Raw genomic sequence first — 24,937 nt, forward strand, 5'->3', positions numbered from 1 at the left:
GGCACCCAGGCCATGGCGGTCCATCGCAATCACTTGCGTTTTAGTTTGAGTTTGAATATTTCATTTGTCAAGCATTTGGCTTGGCAGGCCGCCCTGGTTTTCCCTGGCCACCGGCACCGGCGCGCGCCAGGCGCCCGGCCCCGCCACGGCGCTGCACGGGTTCTGCGGCACACTGGCACGCTGGCCCCACCCACGGAGACAACCGCCATGAGCCTGCACCGCCAGTTGCAACAGCGCGCCCTCGAGGACCGCCCCATCCGCGTCGGCCTGATCGGCGCCGGCAAGTTCGGCTCGATGTACCTGGCCCAGGTCCCGCGCACGCCGGGCGTGCACCTGGTGGCCATCGCCGACCTGTCGCCCGCCGCGGCACGCGCCAACCTGGCGCGCGTGGGCTGGGACGCCGGACGCAGCGCCGCGCGCTCGATGGACGAAGCATGGCAGGCGGGCACGACCTGGATCACCGAGGACTGGCAGGCCGTCACGCGGCATCCGGGCATCGACGTGGTGGTCGAGTGCACCGGCCACCCGGTGGCGGCCGTGGCGCACTGCCTGGACGCCTTCGCCCACGGCAAGCACCTGGTCAACGTGACGGTGGAGGCCGACGCGTTCTGCGGCCCGCTGCTGGCGCGCCGCGCACAGGAGGCGGGCGTGGTCTATTCGCTCGCCTTCGGCGACCAGCCCGCGCTGATCTGCGACCTGGTGGACTGGGCGCGCAGCTGCGGCTTCCCTGTGGTGGCGGCCGGGCGCGGGCACAAGTGGCTGCCGCACTTCAGCGCGTCCACGCCCGAGACGGTCTGGGGCCACTACGGCCTGACGCCCGAGCAGGCGCAGCGCGGCGGCCTCAACCCCAAGATGTTCAACAGCTTCCTGGACGGCTCCAAGCCCTCCATCGAGAGCGCGGCCGTGGCCAATGCCACCGGCCTGGCGGTGCCCTCCGACGGCCTGCTCTACCCGCCCGCCGCCGTGGACCAGATCCCCAACGTCACGCGCCCGCGCAGCGAGGGCGGCGTACTGGAGAAGAAGGGCATGGTCGAGGTGGTCTCGTCGCTGCAGCCCGACGGCACGCCGATCCCCTACGACATCCGCATGGGCGTGTGGGTCACGGTCGAGGGCGAGACCGGGTACATCCGCAACTGCTTCGAGGAATACAACGCGCAGACCGACGACTCCGGCCGCTACTTCACGCTGTACAAGCGCTGGCACCTGATCGGGCTGGAGGTGGGCATGTCGGTGGCCAGCGTGGCGCTGCGCCGCGAGCCCACGGGCGCGGCCGTGGCGTGGAATGCCGACGTGGTGGCCACCGCCAAGCGCGACCTCGCCGTGGGGGAGACGCTGGACGGCGAAGGCGGCTACACCGTCTGGGGCAAGCTGCTGCCGGTGGCCCGTTCACTGGGCATGGGCGGCCTGCCGCTGGGGCTGGCGCACGATGTGAAGCTGGTGCGCCCCGTCAAAACAGGCCAGAGCCTCAGCTGGGACGACGTGGTGCTGGACCAGAGCACGCCCGCGTTCAAGCTGCGGCGCGAGCTGGAAACCGTGTTCGCGCGCTGATCAGCCTTCGACTTCGAGCACGCCGCGGTTGATCTGGTCGCGCTCGAGCGACTCGAACAGCGCCTTGAAGTTGCCCTCGCCGAAGCCCTCGCGGTAGTCGCCCTTGCGCTGGATGAACTCGAAGAACACCGGGCCCAGCAGCGGCTCGGAGAAGATCTGCAGCAAGAGGCGCGGCCGGCCGCCTTCGGTGGTGCCGTCCAGCAGGATGCCGCGCGACTGCAGCTCGCCGACCGGTTCGCCGTGGCCGGGCAGGCGCGTCTGCAGGTTCTGGTAGTAGACGTCGTTGGGCGCGCTCAGCACCGGGATGCCGGCCATCTGCAGGCGGTCGATGGCGTCCAGCAGGTTGTCGGTCAACAGCGCGATGTGCTGGATGCCCTCGCCGTTGAACTGCATCAGGAACTCCTCGATCTGGCCGCCGCCCTTCTTCGCCTCCTCGTTGAGCGGGATGCGGATCAGGCCATCGGGTGCCGTCATGGCCTTGGAGGTCAGCCCCGTGTACTCGCCCTTGATGTCGAAGTAGCGGATCTCCTGGAAGTTGAACAGCTTGTTGTAGAAGTCGGCCCAGTGCGCCATGCGGCCGCGGTACACGTTGTGCGTGAGGTGGTCCACCACCTGGAAGCCGTGGCCCTGGGGGCGGCGGTCCACACCCGGCAGGAACTCGAAGTCGATGTCGTAGATGCTCTTGCCGTCCTCGAAGCGGTCGATCAGGTACAGAGGCGCGCCGCCGATGCCCTTGATGGCCGGCAGGCGCAGCTCCATGGGGCCGGTGCCGATCTCGATGGGCTGGGCGCCCAGCTCCAGCGCGCGCTTGTAGGCCACGTGCGAGTCGCGCACGCGGAACGCCAGCCCGCAGGCCGAGGGGCCGTGCTCGGCGGCGAAGTAGCCGGCCTCGCTGCGCGGCTCGTTGTTGACGATGAAGTTGATCTCGTTCTGCCGGTACAGCAGCACGTTCTTGGAGCGGTGCCGCGCCACCAGCGTGAAGCCCATCTTCTCGAACAGCGGCTCCAGCAGGCCCGGCGTGGGCGAGGCGAATTCCACGAACTCGAAGCCGCACAGGCCCATGGGGTTGTCGAACAGGTCAGCCATGTCTTTTCTCCGTTGAAGTGGGATTGGGCTCCAGAAACCTCGATGCTAGGCAAATCCCGTGCACGATTCATGCGTTCTTCAACCATCGCACGCCGCCGACTGCAGGATTCGCGCGGCGCCGGCGTTCAGACCAGCCCGCTGACTGGCAACGCCGCACCGTGCACGGCGCGCGCGGCGTCCGAGGCCAGGAACAGCATCACGTCGGCCAGCGCATCGGGGTGCACCCATTGCGTGGCGTCCGCATCGGGCATGGCGGCGCGGTTGTCCGGCGTGTCGATGGTGGAAGGCAGCACGCAGTTGACGTTCACCCCTTGCCCTTTGAGTTCGGCCGACATCGCTTCGGTGAGCCGGATCAGCGCGCTCTTGGAGGCGGCATAGGCGCCCATCTGCGCGCCGCCCCGCAGCGCGGCGCCCGCACCCACGGTCACGATGCGGCCGCCGCCGTGGGCCAGCAGGTGTGGCACGAGCACCGCCGCCACGTTCACGAAGCTGCGCGCGTTCAGGTCCATCAGGAAGTCCCAGCTGTGCGCCGTGGTCTCGTGCACGGCTTCGCCCATGCGGAACCCGCCGGCGATGTGCAGCAGCGTGTCGACGCGGCCCAGGCGCTCGATCTGCGGCGCCAGTGCGGCGGCCAGCTGCGCGCGGTCCAGCAGGTCGGCCGCGACCTGCACCTGGGCCTCGTCCGCCGCACCGCCGTAGGCGCGCTGCAGCGCGCCGGCATCGCGGTCGAGCAGCAGCAGGCGCGCGCCCTGGGCACGCGCGCGCGCCGCGGTGGCGCGGCCCAGGTGGCCGGCGGCGCCGGTGATGAGGATGGTGCGGGGGGTGGTCGCCATGGCGGTGCTCCTGGTGTGCGTGTGGTGGCTTGCGGTGTGGGGGCGCGGCACGTGCAGCGCAAGGCCCCAGTGTCGCTCGGCCCCGCGCCGGGCCCGGCAAAGCGCATAAGCTTGGCGCCATGCAAGACCTCGGCAACTGGACCCCCTCTTCCTGGCGCGCGCGCCCGGCCCTGCAACTGCCCGCCTACGCCGACGAGGCCGCGCTGCGCGCCGCCGAACAGCGCCTGGCCACGTTGCCGGCGCTGATCTTCCCCGGCGAGATCGCGCAGCTGCGCGAACGCCTGGGTGCCGTGGCGCGCGGCGAGGCCTTCCTGCTGCAAGGGGGCGACTGCGCCGAGAGCTTCGACGAGTTCGGCCAGGATGGGGTGGAGTCCACCTTCCGCGTGATCCTGCAGATGGCGGTGGTGCTGACGTATGCGGCCGCCTGCCCGGTGGTCAAGCTCGGCCGCATCGCGGGGCAGTTCGCCAAGCCGCGCTCGTCGGAGAGCGAGACCGTGGACGGCGTGACGCTGCCCTCGTACCGCGGCGACATCGTCAACGGCAGCGCCTTCAGCGCCGCCGCCCGCCTGCCCGACCCGGCCCGTCTGCTGACGGCCTACGCCCACTCCACCACCACGTTGAACCAGCTGCGTGCGCTGGCCCAGGGCGGCTTCGCCGACCTGCACGAGGTGCACCGCTGGACCGCCGACTTCGTGCGCACCAGCCCGCAGGGCACGCGCTTCGCCGAGCTGGCCGACCGCATCACCGAATCGCTGGCCTTCATGGAGGCCTGCGGCTTCGACGCGGCACGCGCACCGCAGCTGCATGCGGTGGAGTTCTACACCTCGCACGAGGCACTGCACCTGCACTACGAGCAGGCGCTCACGCGGCACGACATGCGCAGCGGCCGCTGGTATGGCGGCTCGGCCCACATGCTGTGGCTGGGCGAGCGCACGCGCCAGCTCGACGGTGCGCACATCGAGTACCTGCGCGGCGTGGACAACCCGGTCGGCGTGAAGCTCGGCCCCAACGCGGCGGCCGACGACGTGCTGCGCCTGCTCGACCGGCTGGACCCGGACCGGCAGGTCGGCCGCACGGTGCTGATCAGCCGCATGGGCAGCGACAAGGTGGCCGAGCGGCTGCCGCCGCTGCTGCGCGCGGTGCGCCGCACCGGCCGCACGCCGGTGTGGTGCTGCGATCCGATGCACGGCAACACCGTCACCGCGTCCAACGGCTACAAGACGCGCGACTTCGAACGCATCCTCGCGGAGCTGCGCGGCTTCTTCGCCGCGCACGCGCAGGAAGGCACCTACGCCGGTGGCCTGCACTTCGAGATGACCGGGCAGGACGTGACCGAGTGCCGCGGCGGCGCCCAGGCGCTCAGCGACGCGGGCCTGGCCAGCCGCTACCGCAGCGCCTGCGATCCGCGGCTCAACGGCTCGCAAAGCCTGGAGCTGGCGTTCCAGGTCGCCGACGTGCTGAAGGCCGCGCGCGCCGGGCGCTGACGACGCGGTTCAGTCCAGCACCACGTTGGCCTTCCTGGCCAGCGCCGCGTAGCGCGCGGCCTCGCTGCGGAAGAACTTCGCGGCGTCCTCGGGCGAGGTCGGCCGGATCACGTTGCCCTGCCTGGCCATGGCCTCGACCACCTCGGGGCTGGCGAAACCCTTGACGAAGGCATCGTGCACGCGCTTGACCTCGGCCGCCGGCAGCTTGGCCGGGCCGATGAGGGCGAACCAGCCTTCGACGTCGTAGTCCGGCAGGCCCTGCTCGGCGATGGTGGGGATCTCCGGCGCGGCCGGCGAGCGCTGGGCGCTGCACAGGCCGATGGCCTTGACCGCGCCGCTGCGGATGTGCGCCACGATGGCCGGCAGCGCCACCACGCCGAACTGCACCTGGCCGCCCAGCAGGTCGTTGACCATGGGGCCGGTGCCCTTGTAAGGGATGTGGCGCGCGTTCACGCCGGCCTGCTCCAGGAACATCGCGCCGGCCAGGTGGATCACGGTGCCGTTGCCGGACGAGGCGTAGTTGTAGTCTTCCGGCCTGGCCTTGAGCAGCGCCACCAGTTCCTTCACGTTGCCGGCCGGCACCGACTTGCCGGCCACCAGCACGAAGGGCGTGGCGCCGATCACGCTGATGGGCGTGAAGTCCGCGAGCGCGTCGAACGGCATCTTCTTGTAGACGGCCGGGTTGATCACGTGGTTGTTGGAGACCAGGCCCAGCGTCAGCCCGTCGGGTGCGGCCTTGGCCACGGCCGATGCACCGGTGATGCCGCCGGCGCCCGGCAGGTTCTCGACCACCAGCGGTGCGCCGAGCGCCTTGCCCACGGCGACGGAGGCCGCGCGCGCGATCACGTCCACGCCCGAGCCGGCGCTGATCGGCAGGACCAGCCGCACTGGCTTGTCGTTCTGGGCGAAGGCCGGCAGGGCCAGGGTGGCGCAGGCCGCCAGCAGGCTGCGGCGGCTCAGGTTCGGTGTGTGCATCGTCTTGTCTCCGTGGTTGCTTTTTTCAGAGGGCCGCCTGCCGCAGCGCGCCCAGGATCTCGTCGGTGTGCTCGCCCACCTTGGGCAGCGGCATGCGCACGCCGGGCCGGCGCCCGCCCAGGGTCAGCGGCAGCAGCACCGCCCCGGTCACGCCGCCGTCGTCGGTGGTCATGGGCACCAGGCCGCCGCTCTGCTGGAGGTGCGGGTCTTCGCAGAGCTGCTCGGGCCGCACGATGGGCGCGTAGGGAATGCCCGCGGTCTCCAGCCGCGGCGCCAATTCCTCCACCCGGTGGTGCACGAGGATCTCGCCCAGCATGGCCAGCAGCTGCGGGCGCACCGCCACGCGCGAGGCGTTGTCGCCGAAGCCCGGGTGCTGCAGCAGGTCCTCGCGCGCGAGGACCCTGCACAGCGTGGCGAACTGCTTGTCGCTGACGGCGCCGATGAACAGCTGCTCGCCGTCGGCCAGCGTGAACACGTCGTAGACGCTCCAGGCCGACACGCGCGACGGCATGGGCGGCGGCGGCTCGCCCGTCATCAGGTACTGCTGCATGTGCTGCGACGAGAGGAACACGCAGTTCTCGAACAGTGCGCTCTGCACCTCCTGGCCCTTGCCCGTGCGCTCGCGCTCGCGCAGCGCGGCCAGCACGCCGATGGCGCCGAACATGCCGCCCATGATGTCGTTGACCGACGTGCCCGCGCGCAGCGGCCGGCCCACCGGCCCGGTCATGTACGACAGGCCGCCCATCATCTGCACCACCTCGTCCAGCGCCAGCCGGTTCTCGTAGGGGCCCGGCAGGAAGCCCTTGTGCGTGACATAGATCAGCCGGGGAAAGCGCGCCGACAGCGTGGCGTGGTCCAGCCCCAGCTTCTCCATGAGGCCGGGGCGGAAATTCTCCAGCACCACGTCGCACTGGCCGGCCAGCTCGGCGGCGGTGGTGCGCCCCTCCTCGCTCGTGATGTCCAGCACGATGCTCTTCTTGTTGCGGTTGAAGCTGCGGAAGAAGCCGATGCCCAGGCCGGGCAGCCTGCGCGTCTTGTCGCCGCCGGGCGGCTCGACCTTGATGACCTCGGCCCCGAGGTCCGCGAGGATCATGCCGCAGGTCGGGCCCATGACCATGTGGGTGAATTCGAGCACGCGGATGCCGGCCAGGGGCAGCGCTGGCGTTTGTGGTTCCATGGGTCGCTCCATCAGTTGCAGGCGGGCGCGTGCGCGTCCGCGAAGGTCTTGGGCAGGCCGGCGCGCCACAGCGTGCCGTGCAGGCTCTCGCCCTCCAGCCAGCCCGCCACCTTGTGGCGCAGGGCCAGCAGGCGCTGCAGGTCGATGCCGGTGTCTATGCCCATGTCGGCCAGCATGAAGGCCAGGTCCTCGCTGGCCGCGTTGCCGCTGGCGCCAGGCGCGTGCGGGCAGCCGCCGATGCCGGCCAGCGTGGCATCGAAGCGGTCCACGCCGGTCTGCAGCGCGGCGTAGACATTGGCCAGCGCCAGGCCGCGCGTGTCGTGGAAATGGCCGCAGCACAGGCGATCACCCGCCAGCGCACGCGCCTGCTCGAAGAGCGCGGCCACGGCCGCCGGGTTCGCATAGCCCACGGTGTCGGCGATGCTGACCCGATCGGCCCCCGCATCGAGCAGCGCCTGCATGCAGCGCAGCACTTCGGCCGGCGGCACGTGGCCCTGCAGCGTGCAGCCGAAGGCCGTGCCGATGCCGCCTTCGATCAGCGTCTTCGAACCCGCCGCGTCGCGCGCGGCCCGCATCCTGGCCACCTCGGCCACGACCTCGTCCGGCGTCTTGCGCAGGTTGGCCAGGCTGTGCGCGTGGCTGGCCGACAGCGGCACCAGCATCACGTCGGCCTGCGCGGCGATGGCGCTCTCGGCACCGCGCAGGTTGGGCACCAGCACCGAGACCACGAGGCCGGGCAGCGTCTTCGCATAGGCCACCAGGTCGGCCGTGTCGGCCAACTGCGGCAGCAGCCGCGCCGGCACGAAGGAGCCGACCTCGATCTCGCGCTGGCCGGCCGCATGCGCGTCGCGGATCCATTCCTGCTTGCGCCCGGTCGGCAGCACGGTCTGGATGCTCTGCAGGCCGTCGCGCAGGCCGACTTCGCGCACAACGGCGCGCCGGGGTGGTGTCATGGCTCGTCTCCAAGTGGTTGGCCGCACTCTAGACATTCCGACCGCGATCTTGAAGCGCTATTATTTCGGGTCTAGGCTGCCGTTTCGGAATGTCTCAATGCACGACCTCGACCTGACGACGCTGCGCCTGTTCGTCGCCACCTGCGAGCTGCGCAACATCGCGCGGGCCGGCGAGCAGCAGCACATCGGTGCTTCGGCGATCAGCAAGCGGCTGGCGCAGCTGGAGCAGACCACGGGCACGCCCTTGTTCGAACGCCGCCGCCGCGGCGTGGTGCCCACGGCGGCCGGCGAGATTTTGCTGGAGCATGCGCGCGCCATGCTGGCCAGTGCCGACCGCGTGGCGCGCGACATGGCGGCCTACCGGCACGGCATCAAGGGCCAGGTGCGCGTGCTGGCCTCCATGTCGTCGATCGCCGAGCAGCTGCCCGACGACATCGCCAGCTTCCTGAACGATCCGGCCCACCACGGCATCCGCGTGGACCTGGAGGAGCAGGTGTCCAGCCACATCGTGGGCGCGGTGCGCGAAGGGCTGGCGCCGCTGGGCATCTGCTGGGATGCGGCCGACATGGAAGGCCTGCAGGTGCGCCGCTACCGCAGCGACCGGCTGGTGCTGGTGGCCCACCCCCGCCACCCCCTCGCCCGGCAGGAGCGCAGCAGCTTCGCCGACAGCCTGGCCCACGAGCACGTGGGCCTGCCCGCCTCCACCGCGGTCCACGGCATGCTGGCGCGCGCCGCGGCCATCGCCGGGCGGCCGCTGAACTACCGCACCGTGGTCTCCACCTTCGAGGCCAGCCTGCGCTGCGTGCACGCGGGCCTGGGCGTGGCCGTGGTGCCGCGCGAGGTGGTGCAGCTGTCCGCACCGGACAAGGGCCTGCGCGTGGTGCAGCTCACGGACGCCTGGGCCACGCGGCATCTGGCGATCTGCCTGCGCAGCGAGGAAGGGCTGTCGCCCTCGGCGCGGCTGCTGCTGGCGCACCTGCAGGCGCAGGCGGCCAGCTGAGAAGGCCGGCACGGCCGCGCCGGCCAGGCCCGCCGCCACCGATGCACCGGCTGCATCAATCGTTCCGAACGCTGCAATTCACAAGCCATCCACGCTGTCCGAGACTCCACGGGAGGGCTGCAACCGCGGCCCCTACCGGAGATACAGGTGAGCAACGAAGCCGTAGCCTTGAGCGCGTGGGTGGGGCGCAGCGAGACCGTGCAGGACACGATCACCCCCACCCCGCTGGTGGCACTGGCCGCCACGCTGGACCACCCGGCCGCCACGGTGGCCGCAGGAACGCAACTGCCGCCGCTGTGGCACTGGCTGTACTTCCTGCCCATGCACCGGCAGTCGGAGATCGGCGCCGACGGGCATGCCAGGCGCGGCGGCTTCCTGCCCCCGGTGCCGTTGCCGCGCCGCATGTGGGCAGGCAGCCAGTTCAGCTTCCATGCGCCCATCCGTGTGGGCGATGCCGTGGCACGCACCTCCACCATCGACGACGTGCGCAGCAAGTCCGGCCGCACCGGCCAGCTCGTGTTCGTGAAGGTCCGCCATGAAGTGCGCTGCAATGGCGCCGCCGACCCCGCGCTGGTCGAGTTCCACGACATCGTCTACCGCGAAGCCCAGGGGCCGGGCGACGTGGCCCCGCCGCCGCAGGCCGCCGCGCCAGGCACGTGGCGACGCGAGATCGTGCCCGACGACGTGCTGCTGTTCCGCTATTCGGCGCTGACGTTCAACGGCCACCGCATCCACTACGACCGCAAGTACGTCACTGAGGTGGAAGGCTATCCCGGGCTCATCGTGCACGGCCCGCTCATCGCCACCTTGCTCATGGACCTGCTTTGGCGCCAGATGCCCGGCGCCGAGGTGGCGGACTTTCGCTTCAAGGCCGTGCGGCCGACCTTCGACCTGCACCCCTTCCACGTCAATGGCGAACTGCAGGCGGACGGCAAGACCGTGCGCCTGTGGGCCAGCGACCACGAAGGCTGGCTGACGATGGACGCCACCGCCGTGCTGCGCTGAACCGGAGAACACCCATGCAACCCCTCCGAGGCATCACTGTCGTCACGCTCGAACACGCCATCGCGGCGCCGCTCGCCACCCGCCAGCTGGCCGACCTGGGCGCCCGCGTCATCAAGATCGAGCGTCCTGGCAGCGGGGACTTCGCCCGCGGCTACGACCAGCGCGTGCGCGGCCTGGCATCGCACTTCGTCTGGACCAACCGCTCGAAGGAAAGCCTCACATTGGACGTCAAGCACCCCGAGGCCGCGAAGGTGCTCGAACGCCTGGTGCTGGAGAAGGCCGACGTGGTGGTGCAGAACCTCGCGCCCGGCGCCGCGGCGCGGCTGGGCATGGGCCATGAAGCCCTGTCGCAACGCAAGCCCGGCCTGATCGTCTGCGACATCTCGGGCTACGGCGACGACCCGGTGAACCCCGGCCCCTACCGCGACAAGAAGGCGTACGACCTGCTGATCCAGAGCGAGGCGGGCTTCGTGTCGGTCACCGGCACGCCGGACGAGCCCTGCAAGGCCGGCCCGTCCATCGCCGACATCGCGGCGGGCATGTATGCGTACACCAACATCCTGGCCGCCCTGATGCAGCGCAGCCAGAGCGGGCGCGGCCAGCGCATCGACATCTCGATGCTCGAGTCCCTGGCCGAGTGGACCAGCTACCCGCTGTACTACGCCTTCGAGGGCGCCGCGCCGCCGCCGCGCACGGGCGCCAGCCACGCCACCATCTACCCGTACGGCCCCTTCCCCGCCGGCGACGGCGGCACGGTGATGCTGGGCCTGCAGAACGAGCGCGAATGGGCCAGCTTCTGCAGCACCGTGCTGCAACAGCCGGCCCTGGCGAGCGATCCGCGCTTCACGGCCAACTTCAAGCGGGTGGCCGAGCGCGTGGCGCTGCGCCAGATCATCGTGGACGCCTTCGCCACGCTCACGGCCGCACAGGTGGTCCAGCGGCTGGAGCAGGCGCAGATCGCCAATGCCCAGGTCAACACCATGGCCGAGGTCTGGGCGCACCCGCAGCTGCAGGCCCGTGGCCGCTGGACCCAGGTCGGCTCGCCGCAGGGCCCGCTGCCCGCCATGCTGCCGCCCGGCAGCTGGGGCGGCGAGGCGGGCGGCCCGCGCATGGACCCGGTGCCCGCGCTGGGCCAGCACACCGACGCCATCCTCGCCGAACTCGGCTACGCCAGTGGCGACATCGCCGCACTGCGCGCCGCCCAGGCGATCTGACCCCCACACCTCCACGAAAGACCACCATGGCAGCCACCATCATCGACTCGCGCATCTTCGGCGACATGTTCAGCGACGCACGCATGCGCGCCGTCTGGTCCGACGAGAACCGCACCGCCAAGTACCTGGACATCGAGCGCGCGCTCGCCAAGGTGCAGGGGCGCCTGGGCATCATCCCGCAGGAGGCCGCCGACGAGATCGTGCGCAACTGCGAGTTGTCGCAGATCGACTGGGTCCAGCTCAAGGCCAAGACCGAGCAGATCGGCTACCCCATCATCGCGGTGGTCAACCAGATCAACGCCAACTGCCGCGACAAGCTGGGCGAGTACTGCCACTGGGGCGCCACCACGCAAGACATCACCGATACCGCCGCCGTGCTGCAGATGCGCGAAGGCCTGGCGCTGGTCGAGCAGGACCTGGACGAGATCGGCCACGCGCTCGCCAGCCTGGCGAAGAAGTACCGCGACACGCCGGTCATCGGCCGCTCCAACCTGCAGCAGGCCACGCCCATCACGTTCGGCTACAAGATGGCCAGCATCCTGGCCGGCATCGACCGCCACCGCGAGCGCTTGCAGCAGTTGAAGCCGCGCGTGCTGATGGGCGAGTTCGGCGGTGCATCGGGCACGCTGTCGTCGCTGGAGAAGGGGGCGATGCAAACGCAGGCCGCGCTGATGCAGGAACTGGGCCTGGCCCAGCCGCTGATCTCCTGGCACACGGTGCGCGACACCATCGCCGAGGTCGGCGCCTTCCTGGGCCTGGTGGGTGGCTCGCTCGGCAAGATCGCCATGGACGTCAAGCTCATGATGCAGACCGAGGTGGCCGAGGTGTTCGAGCCCTACGCGCCCGGGCGCGGCTCCTCGTCCACCATGCCGCAAAAGCGCAACCCGATCTCCTGCCTGTACATCCACGCCAACATCTCGGTGGCGCGCCAGCACGCCGCCGCACTGATGGACGCGATGGTGGCCGACCACGAGCGCTCCACCGGCCCCTGGGAGATCGAATGGGTGTCGCTGCCCGAGATCTTCTGCCTGATGTCCGGCGCGCTGAAGCAGGCCAAGTTCATCCTGAACGGCCTGGAGGTGGACGCCGGCCGCATGCGCGCCAACATCGGCATGACCAACGGCCTCGTGATGTCCGAGGCCGTGATGATGGGCCTGGGCCCGTACATCGGCCGCGAGTACGCGCACGACCTGGTCTACGACCTGTGCCGCGAAGCCATCGCCAAGGACCGGCCGCTGATCGACATCCTGGCCGCGCATCCGGAGATCACGCAGCATGTGACGCGCGCGCAGCTGGAGGCCATGTGCGAGCCGGCCAACCATCTCGGGCAGGCCGGGGTGATGGTGGACCGGGTGCTGGCGGCGCGCCGGTAGGCGATCCGCCAGCCGTCTGGTGCCGGTTGGCCGCCGCTTCTGCTCAAGCCTTCACTTCGACCACAGGCTCGAAGCCGCCGAAGATCATGCGCTTGCCATCGAAGGGCATGGGCGGGTTGCCGGGCGTGGACGGATCCATGCGCGGGTCTTCCATCATCTTCTTCATGCCGGCGTCGCGCGTGGCCTTGTCCGGCCACTCGACCCACGAGAACGCCACCGTCTCCTCGGCCGTGGCCTGGACTGCGCGGCGGAAATCGGTGAGCTTGCCGTCGGGCACGTCATCGCCCCAACCCTCGATCACGCGGACCGCGCCCAGCTCGATGAACAGCGCGTCGAAATGGCGCGCGTGCTCGATGAACTTCTGCTTGTTGGCGGTGGGAACGGCGATCACGAAACCATCGATGTAGGACATCTCTTCACTCCTTCAGGGTTGATCGGTCGGCGCGCTCGCCCGAGCGCGCCTCGCATGCCTGCGACGAACGGCGGCACGCCAAATCGACATGGCCGCCTGGCAAAAACGATACGCCGATGCCGCCAGCGCCGAAACACACGCCGTCGGCCTGTCCGACATCCGGCCGATCCGCCCGGCCGTGCCCGCCGACAATGCCTGCATGAGACCGCCGATCCGGAACGCCCGCCGCTGCTGCACGGTATGGCTGCTGCTCGTTGCTGCTGCGGCCCTGGCCACGCTGGCCGCGGCAGCCTCGCCGGCGGCGCCTTCGGCTGAAACGACGCAGGTGCATGCACTCGACGGCCACCGCGTGACGCTGGACGTGTTCCCCGCGGCCGGCACGCCACGGGGCGCGGCCATCCTTTCGCACGGCTTCACGCGGAGCCGGGGCACGATGGCGGGCCACGCGCAGGCGCTTGCCGATGCCGGTGTGCTGGCGCTCACGCCGGATTTGCCCTGCACCTTCGACTTCCGCTGCAACGCCCGCGCCCTCGCCGCGCTGGTGGCCGCGCTGCGCGCGGGTGGACCCTTCGGGGAGCCGGTGCAACGGGTCATGCTGGTCGGCTTCTCCGCGGGCGGGCTGTCCAGCCTCTTGGCGGCGGACACGCCTGGCGTGGTCGGCTTCGTCGGGTTGGACCCGTTCGACCGAGCGCTGCCGGATGAGACGCAGCCCCTGGGCTTGCAAGCGGCAGGGCGGCTGCACACCGAGGCGCTGCTGCTGCGCGCCCCGCCATCGCGCTGCAACGCCAACGCAGCGGCCGCACCCTGGGCCACGGCCCTGCCGGCGCTGTGGCGCGACGAGACCATCGCAGGCGCTTCGCACTGCGACTTCGAGTCGCCCACCGACTGGATTTGCCGCCTGGCCTGCGGCGACCCCGACCCGGCGCGCCAGCAGCAGGTCCGTCAGGGGCTGCTGGACGCCGCGGCGCGCTGGATGCCCTGAGTTCGGCACATCCGCCGCGGAGAAGCAGGCACGGGGTGGCAGCAGCCGACCGCGCCAGCATCGACGCTCACGATGGCGCCGCGGCGGTGCGCGCCGCCCCACGCCGCTTGCCCTTCATCTCCAGGAAGAACGCGTAGATCTGCTGCGCGGCAGGCGACAGCGACCGGCCCTTGCGCCGGATCAGCCCCACCTTGCGCGTGACGACGGGGTCCACCAGCGGCACGCTGACCAGCAGCGGGTGGTCGGCCCCCGGCATGGCCAGCGAGGGCACGGCCGCCACGCCCAGCCCGGCCTCGACCAGGCCCAGCATGGTCGTCACGTGCTGCGCCTCGTAGATGGCCTCGGGCCGGCCCGGCAGCCCCGCCAGCGCCTGGTCCAGCAGCAGACGGTTGCCCGAGCTCTTGCTGACCGAGATGAAATCGAACTGCCCCAGCTCGGCCCAGCCCACCTTGCGCTTCTTCGCCAGTGGGTGGTCCCGGCGGCACGCGGCCACGAAACGCTCTTCCAGCAGCGGCGTGAACTCGATGTCGGGCTCCTGGCTGCCGATGAAGTTCAGCCCGAAGTCGGCCTCGCTGCGCGCCACCGCCGCCAGCACATCGTTCGCGCCCGCATCGAACACCTTGACGCGGATCTTCGGGTAGCGCTCGCGGTAGCGCGACACCACCTGCGACAGGTAGTAGTAGACCGTGGACGGCACGCAGGCGATGGTCACCTCGCCCATGCGCGTGCCGGCCACGCCGCGGATGCCCAGCAGCGTGTTGTCCAGGTCGTCCAGCAGCTGCTGCACCTTGCGGTCGAAGTCGCGGCCCACGGCCGTGAGGCTGACCTTGCGCGTGGTGCGTTCGAGCAGCTTGACGCCCAGCGCCTCCTCCAGCTTCTCGATGCGCCGGCTGAACGCCGGCTGCGACACGTGCAGCGCCTCGGCCGCCTTGCGAAAGTTCGACAGCTCTGCCACCGTGCGGAAGGCCTGCAGGTCGTTGAGGTTGAAGTTGATGGCCATGGCGGGGGCGGTGCGCTGGTGTCAGTGATAGGGAGTGTGCATCAATCGTTCGCAAAGATGCAATTCACAACGCGGCGTCCCGGACGGACCATTGCGGCGGTTCCCATGCACATCCTCGACCCATCCACCGGAGTAGACAAATGAAGTTGCAGTCCAACCGAGCGATCTGGAGCATCGCCGCAGCGGCGCTGCTCGCCTGCGCCAGCGCATCGGCCGCCTGGCCCGACAAGCCCATCACCATCGTCGTGCCCACCGCGGCCGGCGGCGCCAACGACGCCATGGCCCGTACCATCGGCCAGGCCCTGGGCGTGGCACTCAAGCAAAGCGTGATCGTGGAGAACAAGGCCGGCGCCAACGGTGCCATCGCCAGCGAGTACGTCAAGCGCGCGGCGCCGGACGGCTACACGCTGATGCTGGGCTACATCGCCACCCATGCGATGAACCCGGCGCTGCAAAAGCTGCGCTACGACCCGGTCGCAGACTTCGAACCCGTGGCGATGGTGGGCTCCTCGGCCACGCTGATGGTCGCCAGCCCCAAGGTCAAGGCCAACAGTGCCAAGGAACTCGTCGCCCAGCTCAAGGCCGGCAGGGAGCCCGGAACCTACGCCTCGGCCGGCAACGGCACGGCGCCGCACTTCGCGGCCGAGATGTTCAAGCTCTCCACCGGGGTGGACCTGCTGCACGTGCCGTACAAAGGCTCCGCGCCCGCGGTGAACGACACGGTGGCGGGCCAGACGCAGGTGATGTTCCCCAGCCTCTTCACGGCCATGGCCTTCGTGAAGAACGGCCAGCTCAAGGCCATGGGTGTGGCCGGCAGCAAGCGCTCGGAACTGTTGCCCAACGTGCCGACGCTGGCCGAGCAAGGCATCAACGGCGTGGAGGTGTCGCAGTGGTACGCCTTCTTCGCGCCGGCCAAGACGCCCGCGCCCATCGTCGAGCAGCTCAATGCCGCGCTGAACAAGATCCTGGCGGACAAGACCGTGATCAAGCGGCTGGTCGAGCACGGCGCCGAGGTGGAGACCATGACCGTGCCGCAGATGCGCAGCTTCATGGCCGCCGAGCAGGTCAAGTGGAAGAAGGTCGTCCAGGCGACCGGCCTGAAGGCGGACTGAGGATGCGCCGACACGTTCTCCCGACCTCCCGGCGCGGCACGCGGCCGGCACCTGCGGCGTTGACCGCCCTGTGCGCCCTGGCGGCCGACAGCGCGCGGGCACGGAGCAGCGCGCGGCGCCAGTCCTGGGTGGGTCTGTCATGAGCAAGACCATCCCCTGCGTCCTGATGCGCGCCGGCACCTCGCGCGGCCCCTTCTTCCTGCGCGAATGGCTGCCCGCGGGCGACGAGGCGCGCGACCAGGCGCTGATCGGCGCGATCGGCGCGTCCGACCCCTTGCAGCTGGACGGCGTGGGCGGCGGCAGCACGCTGAACAGCAAGGTGGCCATCGTCTCCCGCTCAAGCGTGCCGGGCTGCGACCTGGACTACCTGTTCGCCCAGGTCGGCGTGGGCCACCGCTCGGTGGACACGCGGCCCAACTGCGGCAACATGCTCTCGGGCGTGGCGCCGTTCGCCATCGAGCAGGGCCTGGTGCCCGCGCAGGACGGCAGCACCAAGGTGCGCGTGCACAACGTCAACACCGGCGCACGCATCGACGTGACCGTTCGCACCCCGGGCCGGCGCGTGACCTACGAGGGCGATGCCCGCATCGACGGCGTGGCCGGCACCGCGGCGCCCATCCTGCTGGACTTCCTGGACGCCTGGGGCGCGGTGACCGGCCAGGTGTTCCCGACCGGCCAGCGCATCGACCGCATCCAGGGCGTGGAGGTCAGCTGCATCGACGCGGCCATGCCGCTCATGGTCGTGCGCGCGGCCGACCTGGGCGTCAGCGGCCGCGAGAAGCCGGTAGCGCTGGACGCCGATGCCGCCCTGCTGGAGCGCATCGAATCGCTGCGGCTGGAGGCCGGCCTGCGCATGGGCCTGGGCGATGTGTCGAACAGCGTCGTGCCCAAGCCGGTGCTGGTCAGCGCAGGCGACTCGCCGGACAGCATCACCTCGCGCTACTTCACGCCACGGCGCTGCCATGCCTCGCATGCGGTGACGGGCGCCATCGGCGTGGCCAGCGCCTTCGCGCTGCCGGGCACGGTGGCCAGCGGCGTGGCGCGCGCGGCCGGTTGCCACCAGTTGAGCGTGCTGCACCCTGCCGGGCAGATCGACATCGAGGTGGAGATGGGCGGTGAGGGCGACGGGGTCAGCGTGCAGCGCGCAGCGCTGGTGCGCACCGCGCGCAAGATCATGCAGGGCGACCTGCACCTGCCCGACTACGTGTTCTCGCGGCCCGGGGAATCCGACCGGCCTGCCGCGCGCAAGCCGCTCACGCTGATCGTGCCGACCAGCGCGGGCGGCGGCAACGACACCATGGCCCGCATCATCGCCGCCAAGCTGGCGCCCTTGCTGGGCCAGGAGGTGCTGGTGGACAACCGCGCCGGCGCCAACGGCGCCGTGGCGAGCGAGTACGTGGCGGCGGCCGAGCCCGATGGCCAGACGCTGATGTTCGGCTATGTCGCCACCCATGCCATGAACCCGGCGCTGCAGAAGCTGGGCTACGACCCGGTGGCCGACTTCGCGCCGGTGGGGCTGGTCGGCTCATCGCCCACGCTGATGGTGGTGCACCCCGCCGTGCCCGCGGCGGACGTGTCCGCTCTCGTGGCCGCGCTGCGCGCCGAGCCGGGCCGCTACGGCTACGCCTCGGCCGGCGACGGCACGCCACCGCACTTCGCGGCGGCCCTGTTCCAGCTCGCGACCGGCACCACGGTGCGCGGCAGCACCTACGAAGGCGCGGCCCCGGCGATCGCCGACACGGCCAGCGGCCGCGCGCAGCTGATGTTCCCCAGCCTGTTCACCGCCTCGCCCTTCGTGCACAGCGGGCGCCTGCGGGCCCTCGCGGTGGCCGGCGCCCAGCGGCTGCCGGCGCTGCCCGGTGTACCGACGCTGGCCGAGGCCGGCGTGGCCGGCGTGGACGTGACGCAGTGGTATGGGCTGTTCGCGCCGGCGCGCACGCCGCCGGCACGGGTGCTGGCGCTCAACGCGGCGTTGAACCAGGTGTTGGCCGATCCGGACGTCGTGCGGTTGTTCGAGCAGCACGGTGCACGCGTGGAGGCCGGCACGCCTGCGATGCTGGGCGAGCGGGTCCAGGCCGAACTGGCGCGCTGGCGCGCCGTGGTGGACCGCAGCGGGCTGGCACGGCCGGAGCAGCGGTCGGCCGTCCTCGAGTAGCGGCAGGAGCCGCGCCTGGCAGGGCCCACCGCGCTCAGTCCAGCTTGACGCCGGCGGCGCGCACCACCTGCCCCCACATCGCGCGGTCGGCCTGGATGAAGGCCGCGAACTCGGCCGGCGTGTTGCAGCGCAGCTCGCCGCCGTAGTCGCGCCACTTCTTCTGCAGCTCGGGCGACTGGCAGACCTTGGCCATCGCCGCGCTGAGCTGGGCCAGGATGGCCGGCGGCGTGCCGGCCGGCGCCAGCACGCCCTGCCAGGCGATAGGCGCGTAGTCGGGCAGGCCCTGCTCGGCGAAGGTCGGCACGTCCGGAAAGCTCGGATGGCGCTCCTTGCCGGTGATGCCCAGCAGCTTGAGCTTGCCCGCGCGGATGTTGCCGGCCGCCGCGGGCAGGCCGTCGAACATCAGCTGCACCTGGCCCGCCAGCAGGTCGGTGTAGGGGCTGTTGCTGTTGTAGGGCACGAGGTTGCTGCGCACCCCGGCCGCGTTGTTGAACCACACGGCCGACAGATGCGAGTAGCTGCCCGGCCCCTGCGTGGCGGCGGCCACCGATTCGGGCCGGGCCTTGAGCTGCGCGATGAGTTCGCGCGCGTCCTTGACCGGCAACCCGGGCGTGGCCACCAGGCCGGTGTTGAGCACGCCCAGCAGGCTGATGGGCGCGAAGTCGCGCTCGGCGTTGAACGGCAGCCGGCTGTACAGGTGCGGCACCACCGACAGCGAGCTGGTGGTGCCGATGTACAGCGTGTAGCCATCGGCCGGCGCCCGCGCCGCAACCTCGGTGCCGATGATGTTCGACGCCCCGGGCCGGTTCTCGACGAAGAAGCTCTGCCCCAGTGCGGCGGTGAGCCCGGCCGCCAGTTCACGGGCATTGGCGTCCGGCCCGCTGCCGGCGGGGAACGGCGCCACGATGCGCACCGGCTTGCCCGGGTACTCGGCATGGGCCGCCTGGGCCGCCGCACCCAGCGGCAGCGCCGCGAGCGCGCCGAGCGCGAGCCCCGCCCCAACGCGCAACAGCCTGTTGAAGAAAGCCATCGATGTCTCCTTTTGCGAATGCGTGCAGTCTGCACGCCGCAAATGATACGAAAAATTCATTTATTGTCAAAATACGATAATTGAAGAATAATTTATTCAGATAGATTGCCACGGCTTCTTCAAGTTCTCAACGGGAGACAATTCGATGGGTTCTCTTTCGCAGCTGCAGTTCAGCCACATCGGCCTGTACGTGACCGACATCGCGCGCATGGCGCGCTTCTACAAGCAGGCGCTGCGCTTCACGCAGACCGACGCGGGCGACCTGGGCACCGTGCAGCTGGTGTTCCTGAGCCGCGACCCCCACGAGCACCACCAGCTGGTGCTGGCCACGGGCCGGCCGGCAGACATGGCCTTCAACGTGGTCAACCAGATTTCCTTCCGCGTGCCCGACCTGGCGGCGCTGCGCGGCTTCCACGGCCGGCTGCTGGCCGAGGGCGCCAGCGACATGCACCCCGTGACGCACGGCAACGCCATCTCGGTCTACTGCCGCGACCCCGAGGGCAACCGGCTCGAGCTGTTCATGGACACGCCCTGGTACTGCGACCAGCCGCTGCGCGAGCCCATCGACCTGGCCCGCCCCGACGCCGAGATCCTGGCCCGGGCCGAGGCCATCGCGCGCCGCTTTCCCAAGTTCATGCCGCGCGCCCAATGGCAGGCCGAAATGGCGCGCCGCATGCTGGAAGACCAGCGTGGCTGAACAGGCGCCGCTCTACGACGTGGCCATCGTGGGCCTGGGGCCGACCGGCGCCGTGCTGGCCAACCTGCTGGGCGCGGCCGGCCGCTCGGTGCTGGTGCTGGAGAAGGAGACCGGCGTCTTCCCGCTGCCGCGGGCCATCCACTTCGACGGCGAGGTGCTGCGCGTGCTGCAGTCCGTCGGACTGCGCGAGCAGGTGCTGGCCATCGCGCGGCCGGGCACCCAGGGCATGCACTTCGTCAACGAAGCCGGGCAGACCCTGCTGGTGCGCGGCGGCACGGCCGCGCTGGGGCCGCACGGCGGCGCCAACAACTACTACTTCCACCAGCCCGAGCTGGAGGCCGTGCTGCGCGCGGGACTGGCGCGCCATCCGCAGGTGGACGTGCGCCTGGGCCATGAACTCACCGGCATCGCGCCGCACGCCGACCGGGTGGCGCTGCAGGTGCGCAGCGCCGGCGCCAGTGCAACCCTGCAGGCGCGCTACGTGGTCGGCTGCGACGGCGCGCGCTCGCCCGTGCGCCAGCACATGCGCAGCCCGCTGGTCGACCTGGGCCTGTGCCAGCCCTGGCTGGTGTTCGACGTCATCCTGCAGCAGCCCGTGGACCTGCCCGGCCACACCGTGCAGCACTGCGACCCGCGCCGCCCCATGACCTACTGCAACGTGGTGGGCGCGCGCCGGCGCTGGGAGATCATGGTGCTGCCCGGGGACGACCGTGACGCGCTGGTGCAGCCCGAGACGCTGTGGCGCCTGGTGGCACCCTGGGTCACGCCCGGGCAGGCGCAGCTGGAGCGCGCCGCCATCTACACCTTCCACTCGGTGATCGCCGAGGGCTGGCGTGCAGGCCGGCTGCTGTTGGCGGGCGACGCCTGCCACCAGACCCCGCCCTTCCTGGGCCAGGGCATGTGCGCCGGCATCCGCGATGCGGCCAACCTGGCCTGGAAGCTGGACGCGGTGCTGGCCGGCCGCGCGCCCGAGGCACTGCTGGACACCTACGAATCCGAACGCAAGCCACACGTGCGCGCGTTGATCGAACTGGCCGTGCGCCTGGGCGGCATCATCCAGACCACCGACCCGGCCGAGGCCGCCGCACGCGACGCGCGCTTTCGTGCTGGCGGGCCCGAGATCTTCGAGCTGCCGCCGCAACTGCTGGGCCCGGGCGCGTTCGACCCCACGGCGCCCGCCGTGGCAGGCCGCCCCTTTCCGCAACCGCGCCTGCGCGACGGCCGCCTGCTCGACGAATTGCTGGGCCGGCGCAGCGCCGTGATCGGCCGCAGCGCGGCGCTGCAGGCCGCCGCCCCGGCCACGGCCGAGCGCTGGCGCCGCAGCGGCGCCATCGTCATCGACCAGCCCGAGCCCGCCATCGACGCCTGGCTGGACGCCCACGGTGCCCAGGCCGTGGTGCTGCGCCCCGACCGGTATATCGTCGGCGTCGCGCGCACGGGCGCCGAGCTGGACCGCATCTCGCAATACCTTCCCGTCGCGCCATGAACCACTCAACGGGAAATTGCCTTGCCGGAATCCTCTTCGTCCAGCCTGGAGCGCATGCTGGGCGTGCTCGACCTGTTCGACGACACCCACCTCACGCGCACGGCGGAAGACATCGCTACCCTGCTCGATGTGTCGCTGCCCACCAGCTACCGCTATGTCCGCCTGCTGCTGCAGGCCGGGCTGCTGCAGCGCGTGGAGGACTCGCAGTACGCGCTGGGGCCGCGCATCATCCTGCTGGACCACTACATCCGCGGCGCCGACCCCGTGCTCAAGCTGGGCCTGCCGGTGCTGCGCGAACTGGTGGCCGCCACCGGCTTCGACTGCGTGGTGACCGGGCTGTTCGGCACCCAGGTGCTGGACACGCACCGCGAGATGGGCGGCGCGCCCGCCGCGCTGGCCTACGGGCGCGGCCGGCCCCGGCCGCTGTTCCTGGGCGCGGCACCCAAGGTGCTGCTGTCGTGCTTCGGGCCGGTGGCGCTCAAGAAGGTGTTCGCGTCGCAGCACGACGAGATCGTGCGCGCGGGCCTGCCGGCGGACTGGAGCAGCTTCCGGCGCTACTTCGCGGCCATCCGCAAGGCCGGCCACTATGTCTCGCGCGGCGAGCTGGAGCCGCAACTCGTGGCGGTGGCCGCGCCCGTCCCCAAACCCGATGGCGGTGCCTGGGCCGCCATCTCGCTGGTGTTCGACACCTCGCGCCTGGCGATCGTCGACCTTGACAAGCTGGTCCGACTGGTCACCGACGCCGCCACGCGCATCGGAGGTCGGTTGGGCTGAACCCTCCCTCCCCTCCCTCCATAAGGAAACCCCGTGAAACTCATCAGCTACCACTGCAATGGCCAGGACAGCTACGGCGCCGTCGTCGGCGAGCGCGTGGTCGACCTGCGCGCCGTGTTCGGCGCGCGCGCGCCCGATCTCAAGGCGCTGATCGCCGCCGGCCTGGTGGACGAGGCCCGCACCGCCGTGCAGAACGCCAAGGCCACGCTGCCGCTGGGCGAGGTGCGCCTGCTGCCCGTGGTGCCCAATCCCGGCAAGATCTTCTGCATCGGCCTGAACTACGGCGAGCACGTGCGCGAGACCGGCAGGCAGGTGACCGAGAAGCCCGTGGTCTTCCTGCGCGTGGCCGATTCGCAGCTGGGCCACGGCGAGGACATCGTGCGCCCGCGCGTGTCCGAGCGGCTGGACTACGAGGGCGAGATCGCCATCGTGATCGGCCAGGGCGGCCGCCACATCGCCGAGGCCGATGCGTGGACGCACATCGCCGGCTACAGCTGCTACAACGACGGCAGCGTGCGCGACTGGCAGGTGCACACCTCGCAATGGGCGCCCGGCAAGAACTTCTGGCGCACCGGCGGCTTCGGCCCCTGGCTGGTGACGGCCGACGAGATCGCGCCCGACCGGCAGATGACGCTGGTGACGCGCCTGAACGGCCAGGAGATGCAGCGCGCCACCACCGACATGATGATCCACAGCATCCCGCGCCAGATCGCCTACATCTCGTCCTTCATCCCGCTGGAGCCGGGCGACGTGATCGTCACCGGCACGCCGGGCGGCGTGGGCAACAAGCGCACGCCACCGGTGTTCATGCGGCCCGGCGACACGGTGGAGATCGAGGTGGACGCCATCGGCGTGCTGCGCAACGGCATCCGCGACGAATGAACGGCGAGGCCCTGGCCGCGCCCCTGCTCGCGCTGGAGGAGCGGCGCCGCGCCGCGCTGCTGGCCGGGGACACCGGCGCGTTGCAGGCGCTGCTGGCGCCGGATCTGCGCTACACGCATTCCACCGGCGCCATCGATGGCCGCGACAGCCTGCTGGCCAAGCTGGCCGGCGGGCAGATCGTCTACCGGCAGCTGGCCTTCACGCAGCTGGCGGTGCAGTGCATGGCAGACGCCGGCACCGTTGCCGGCGAGATGCACGCAGAGGTGCTGCGCGACGGCGTGGCACGCAGCATCGCGGCCCGCTACCTCGCGGTGTGGCTGCGGCGCGCAGGGGCGTGGCAGCTGGCCGCTTTCCAGGGCACGCCACTGGCGTCGCGCTGAAGGCCGGCGCCGTTCAGAAGGTGGACTGCGGCAGATCCCTGGGGCCGAACACCAGCGACACGCGGGCCTCGTCCGGGATGGGTGGCATGCCGGCGTTCAGCGCCTCCCAGGCCGCGCGCAGCGCGGCCAGCCGCTCGGGCTGGCGCGCCGCCTGGTTGGCCCGCTCGCGCGGGTCGGCCACCACGTCGAACAGGAAGTCCGTGCCGTCCTGGCGCAGGTATTTCCAGTCGCCGCGCAAGAGCGCACGCTGGCCGCGGTGCTTCATGCGCCAGAACAGGTCGCGCGCAGGCGCCGGCGCGGCCGGGTCGGCGAAATGCGGCAGCAGGCTGCGCCCGTCCAGCGGGTAGTCCGGGTGCGCCGCCACGCCGGCGGCATCCAGGAAGGTGGCCGTCCAGTCCATCGTCATGTTGGGGTGCTGGCTCACGCCGCCGGCCGCGATGCGCGCGGGCCAGCGCGCCAGCAGCGGCACGCGCAGGCCGCCTTCGAGCAGGTCCATCTTGCCGCCCACGAACGGCCAGTTGTTGGAGAAGCGCTCGCCGCCGTTGTCGCTCGTGAACACCACCAGCGTGTTGTCGGCCAGGCCGCGCCGCGCCAATGCGTCCAGCACCTGGCCGATGCCCTCGTCCATCTGCGTGACCATCTTCTGGTAGGTGGCCAGGCTGCCGCCGTCCAGGTGCTTGAGGCCGGCGCCGATGCGCGCGGACTCGGCCGCGTCCTCGCGCGTGAGCCAGGGCCAATGCGGCGCGCTGTAGTGCAGGCTCAGCAGGAAGGGCTTGGCCGCTTCCTGGCGTTCGATGAACCCGGCCGCGCGCGCGCTGAGCAGGTCGGTGAGGTAACCATCGCGGTGGATCTCGGTCTCGTTCTCCCACAGGTCGTGGTTGCCGCGCGGGTCCAGGTGCGAGAAGTAGTCGGCTCCGCCGGCATGGAAGCCCCAGAACTCCCCGTAGCCCGACAGGCGCGGGCCGAGGTGCGGCGGGTAGCCCAGGTGCCACTTGCCGACGAGCGCGGTGGCATAGCCCGCATCGCGCAGCAACGAGGGCAGCGTGGGGTGCGCGGGCGGCAGGCCCAGCACCTTGTCGCCGTGGGCCGCGGCCAGCGGCTCCTCGGCCGCGCCGCGCAGGCGGTACTGGTAGCGGCCGCTGGCCAGCGCGAAGCGCGTGGGCGAGCACACGGCCGAGTTGGCATAGCCGCGCGTGAAGCGCAGGCCTTCAGCGGCCATGCGGTCGAGCCGCGGCGACACGTCGACGGGCTGGTTGGCGGCGTCGCGCGCGCCGGTGCAGCCCAGGTCGGCATAGCCCAGGTCGTCGGCGAGGATGAAGATCAGGTTGGGGCGTGCATCTGGCATGCGCGGGACTCTACGCCAAGGCCGCTTGGCCCCG

At 71.0% G+C, this 24,937-nt stretch carries 23 protein-coding genes; 14 read left to right on the top strand and 9 right to left on the bottom strand.

From position 1 onward, the window contains the following. The first annotated feature begins 207 nt into the window (after nt 1-207). On the top strand, nt 208-1,548 hold the full coding sequence (locus ASF44_RS00880) for an NAD(P)H-dependent oxidoreductase (protein WP_056897293.1): 1,341 nt from the start codon (nt 208-210) through the stop codon (nt 1,546-1,548). Here ASF44_RS00880 and hppD read toward each other — a convergent pair whose 3' ends face one another. After that, complete coding sequence (gene hppD / locus ASF44_RS00885; RefSeq protein ID WP_056897294.1) at nt 1,549-2,634, bottom strand: 4-hydroxyphenylpyruvate dioxygenase; 1,086 nt, start codon at nt 2,632-2,634, stop codon at nt 1,549-1,551. A gap of 125 nt (nt 2,635-2,759) precedes the next feature. Beyond that, nucleotides 2,760-3,467, bottom strand: a complete 708-nt coding sequence (locus ASF44_RS00890) for an SDR family NAD(P)-dependent oxidoreductase (protein ID WP_056897295.1) — start codon at nt 3,465-3,467, stop codon at nt 2,760-2,762. Between the two features lie 119 nt (nt 3,468-3,586). Here ASF44_RS00890 and ASF44_RS00895 point away from each other — a divergent pair, with 119 nt between their 5' ends. Further along, on the top strand, nt 3,587-4,951 hold the full coding sequence (locus ASF44_RS00895) for a class II 3-deoxy-7-phosphoheptulonate synthase (protein WP_056897296.1): 1,365 nt from the start codon (nt 3,587-3,589) through the stop codon (nt 4,949-4,951). A gap of 9 nt (nt 4,952-4,960) precedes the next feature. On the opposite strand, the gene ASF44_RS00900 is transcribed toward ASF44_RS00895, so the two are convergent. The 3 genes from ASF44_RS00900 to ASF44_RS00910 are packed head-to-tail and all read right to left on the bottom strand — an operon-like array spanning nt 4,961 to nt 8,056. Continuing rightward, complete coding sequence (locus ASF44_RS00900) at nt 4,961-5,926, bottom strand: tripartite tricarboxylate transporter substrate binding protein (RefSeq protein WP_056897297.1); 966 nt, start codon at nt 5,924-5,926, stop codon at nt 4,961-4,963. A gap of 25 nt (nt 5,927-5,951) precedes the next feature. Then, complete coding sequence (locus ASF44_RS00905) at nt 5,952-7,103, bottom strand: CaiB/BaiF CoA-transferase family protein (protein ID WP_056897298.1); 1,152 nt, start codon at nt 7,101-7,103, stop codon at nt 5,952-5,954. Between the two features lie 11 nt (nt 7,104-7,114). Continuing rightward, on the bottom strand, nt 7,115-8,056 hold the full coding sequence (locus ASF44_RS00910) for a hydroxymethylglutaryl-CoA lyase (protein ID WP_056897299.1): 942 nt from the start codon (nt 8,054-8,056) through the stop codon (nt 7,115-7,117). Between the two features lie 97 nt (nt 8,057-8,153). Here ASF44_RS00910 and ASF44_RS00915 point away from each other — a divergent pair, with 97 nt between their 5' ends. From ASF44_RS00915 to pcaB, 4 genes are all read left to right on the top strand, one after another. After that, entirely contained in the window at nt 8,154-9,056 is a 903-nt protein-coding gene (locus tag ASF44_RS00915; protein WP_056897300.1) for a LysR family transcriptional regulator, read from the top strand. A 147-nt stretch (nt 9,057-9,203) separates the two neighbouring features. After that, nucleotides 9,204-10,061 (top strand): MaoC family dehydratase N-terminal domain-containing protein, encoded by an 858-nt coding sequence (locus ASF44_RS00920; protein WP_056897301.1) that lies wholly within the window; start codon nt 9,204-9,206, stop codon nt 10,059-10,061. A gap of 14 nt (nt 10,062-10,075) precedes the next feature. Beyond that, on the top strand, nt 10,076-11,275 hold the full coding sequence (locus tag ASF44_RS00925; RefSeq protein ID WP_056897302.1) for a CaiB/BaiF CoA-transferase family protein: 1,200 nt from the start codon (nt 10,076-10,078) through the stop codon (nt 11,273-11,275). Between the two features lie 26 nt (nt 11,276-11,301). After that, nucleotides 11,302-12,648 (top strand): 3-carboxy-cis,cis-muconate cycloisomerase, encoded by a 1,347-nt coding sequence (pcaB, locus tag ASF44_RS00930; RefSeq protein ID WP_056897303.1) that lies wholly within the window; start codon nt 11,302-11,304, stop codon nt 12,646-12,648. A gap of 43 nt (nt 12,649-12,691) precedes the next feature. Here pcaB and ASF44_RS00935 read toward each other — a convergent pair whose 3' ends face one another. Beyond that, the gene (locus tag ASF44_RS00935; RefSeq protein WP_056897304.1) at nt 12,692-13,060 is read right to left on the bottom strand and encodes a DUF1428 domain-containing protein; all 369 of its coding nucleotides are present in this window, start codon (nt 13,058-13,060) and stop codon (nt 12,692-12,694) included. A gap of 88 nt (nt 13,061-13,148) precedes the next feature. On the opposite strand from ASF44_RS00935, the gene ASF44_RS00940 reads away from it, so the two are divergent. After that, the gene (locus ASF44_RS00940) at nt 13,149-14,042 is read left to right on the top strand and encodes an alpha/beta hydrolase (RefSeq protein ID WP_056897305.1); all 894 of its coding nucleotides are present in this window, start codon (nt 13,149-13,151) and stop codon (nt 14,040-14,042) included. A 67-nt stretch (nt 14,043-14,109) separates the two neighbouring features. On the opposite strand, the gene ASF44_RS00945 is transcribed toward ASF44_RS00940, so the two are convergent. Further along, nucleotides 14,110-15,042, bottom strand: coding sequence for a LysR family transcriptional regulator (locus tag ASF44_RS00945; RefSeq protein ID WP_056897306.1), 933 nt, complete (start codon nt 15,040-15,042; stop codon nt 14,110-14,112). A gap of 140 nt (nt 15,043-15,182) precedes the next feature. On the opposite strand from ASF44_RS00945, the gene ASF44_RS00950 reads away from it, so the two are divergent. Both ASF44_RS00950 and ASF44_RS00955 read left to right on the top strand, forming a co-directional pair. Next, nucleotides 15,183-16,154, top strand: coding sequence for a tripartite tricarboxylate transporter substrate binding protein (locus ASF44_RS00950; RefSeq protein WP_056897307.1), 972 nt, complete (start codon nt 15,183-15,185; stop codon nt 16,152-16,154). 139 nt (nt 16,155-16,293) lie between these two features. Beyond that, the gene (locus ASF44_RS00955) at nt 16,294-18,309 is read left to right on the top strand and encodes a 4-oxalomesaconate tautomerase (protein ID WP_056897308.1); all 2,016 of its coding nucleotides are present in this window, start codon (nt 16,294-16,296) and stop codon (nt 18,307-18,309) included. A 34-nt stretch (nt 18,310-18,343) separates the two neighbouring features. On the opposite strand, the gene ASF44_RS00960 is transcribed toward ASF44_RS00955, so the two are convergent. Continuing rightward, the gene (locus ASF44_RS00960; protein ID WP_056897309.1) at nt 18,344-19,339 is read right to left on the bottom strand and encodes a tripartite tricarboxylate transporter substrate binding protein; all 996 of its coding nucleotides are present in this window, start codon (nt 19,337-19,339) and stop codon (nt 18,344-18,346) included. Between the two features lie 145 nt (nt 19,340-19,484). On the opposite strand from ASF44_RS00960, the gene ASF44_RS00965 reads away from it, so the two are divergent. Genes ASF44_RS00965 through ASF44_RS00985 form a run of 5 tightly spaced genes read left to right on the top strand, consistent with a single transcriptional unit; the run spans nt 19,485 to nt 23,558 of the window. Then, a complete protein-coding gene (locus tag ASF44_RS00965; RefSeq protein ID WP_056897310.1) occupies nt 19,485-20,036 on the top strand; it encodes a VOC family protein in 552 nt (183 codons plus the stop codon). Further along, on the top strand, nt 20,029-21,522 hold the full coding sequence (locus ASF44_RS00970) for a bifunctional 3-(3-hydroxy-phenyl)propionate/3-hydroxycinnamic acid hydroxylase (RefSeq protein WP_056897311.1): 1,494 nt from the start codon (nt 20,029-20,031) through the stop codon (nt 21,520-21,522). The genes ASF44_RS00965 and ASF44_RS00970 overlap by 8 nt, the downstream gene beginning before the upstream one ends. A gap of 21 nt (nt 21,523-21,543) precedes the next feature. Further along, nucleotides 21,544-22,296: an IclR family transcriptional regulator gene (locus ASF44_RS00975; RefSeq protein WP_235579089.1), complete on the top strand. Its 753-nt coding sequence runs from the start codon at nt 21,544-21,546 to the stop codon at nt 22,294-22,296. 33 nt (nt 22,297-22,329) lie between these two features. Then, entirely contained in the window at nt 22,330-23,178 is an 849-nt protein-coding gene (locus ASF44_RS00980) for a fumarylacetoacetate hydrolase family protein (protein ID WP_056897312.1), read from the top strand. After that, entirely contained in the window at nt 23,175-23,558 is a 384-nt protein-coding gene (locus tag ASF44_RS00985) for a nuclear transport factor 2 family protein (RefSeq protein WP_056897313.1), read from the top strand. The genes ASF44_RS00980 and ASF44_RS00985 overlap by 4 nt, the downstream gene beginning before the upstream one ends. Before the next feature lie 13 nt (nt 23,559-23,571). Here the strand turns inward: ASF44_RS00985 and ASF44_RS00990 are convergent, their stop codons facing one another. After that, nucleotides 23,572-24,903 (bottom strand): sulfatase, encoded by a 1,332-nt coding sequence (locus ASF44_RS00990; protein WP_056897314.1) that lies wholly within the window; start codon nt 24,901-24,903, stop codon nt 23,572-23,574. Nucleotides 24,904-24,937: the final 34 nt, after the last annotated feature.

It is taken from the genome of Pseudorhodoferax sp. Leaf274 (assembly GCF_001422445.1).
Classification (GTDB): Bacteria; Pseudomonadota; Gammaproteobacteria; order Burkholderiales; family Burkholderiaceae_C; genus Pseudorhodoferax.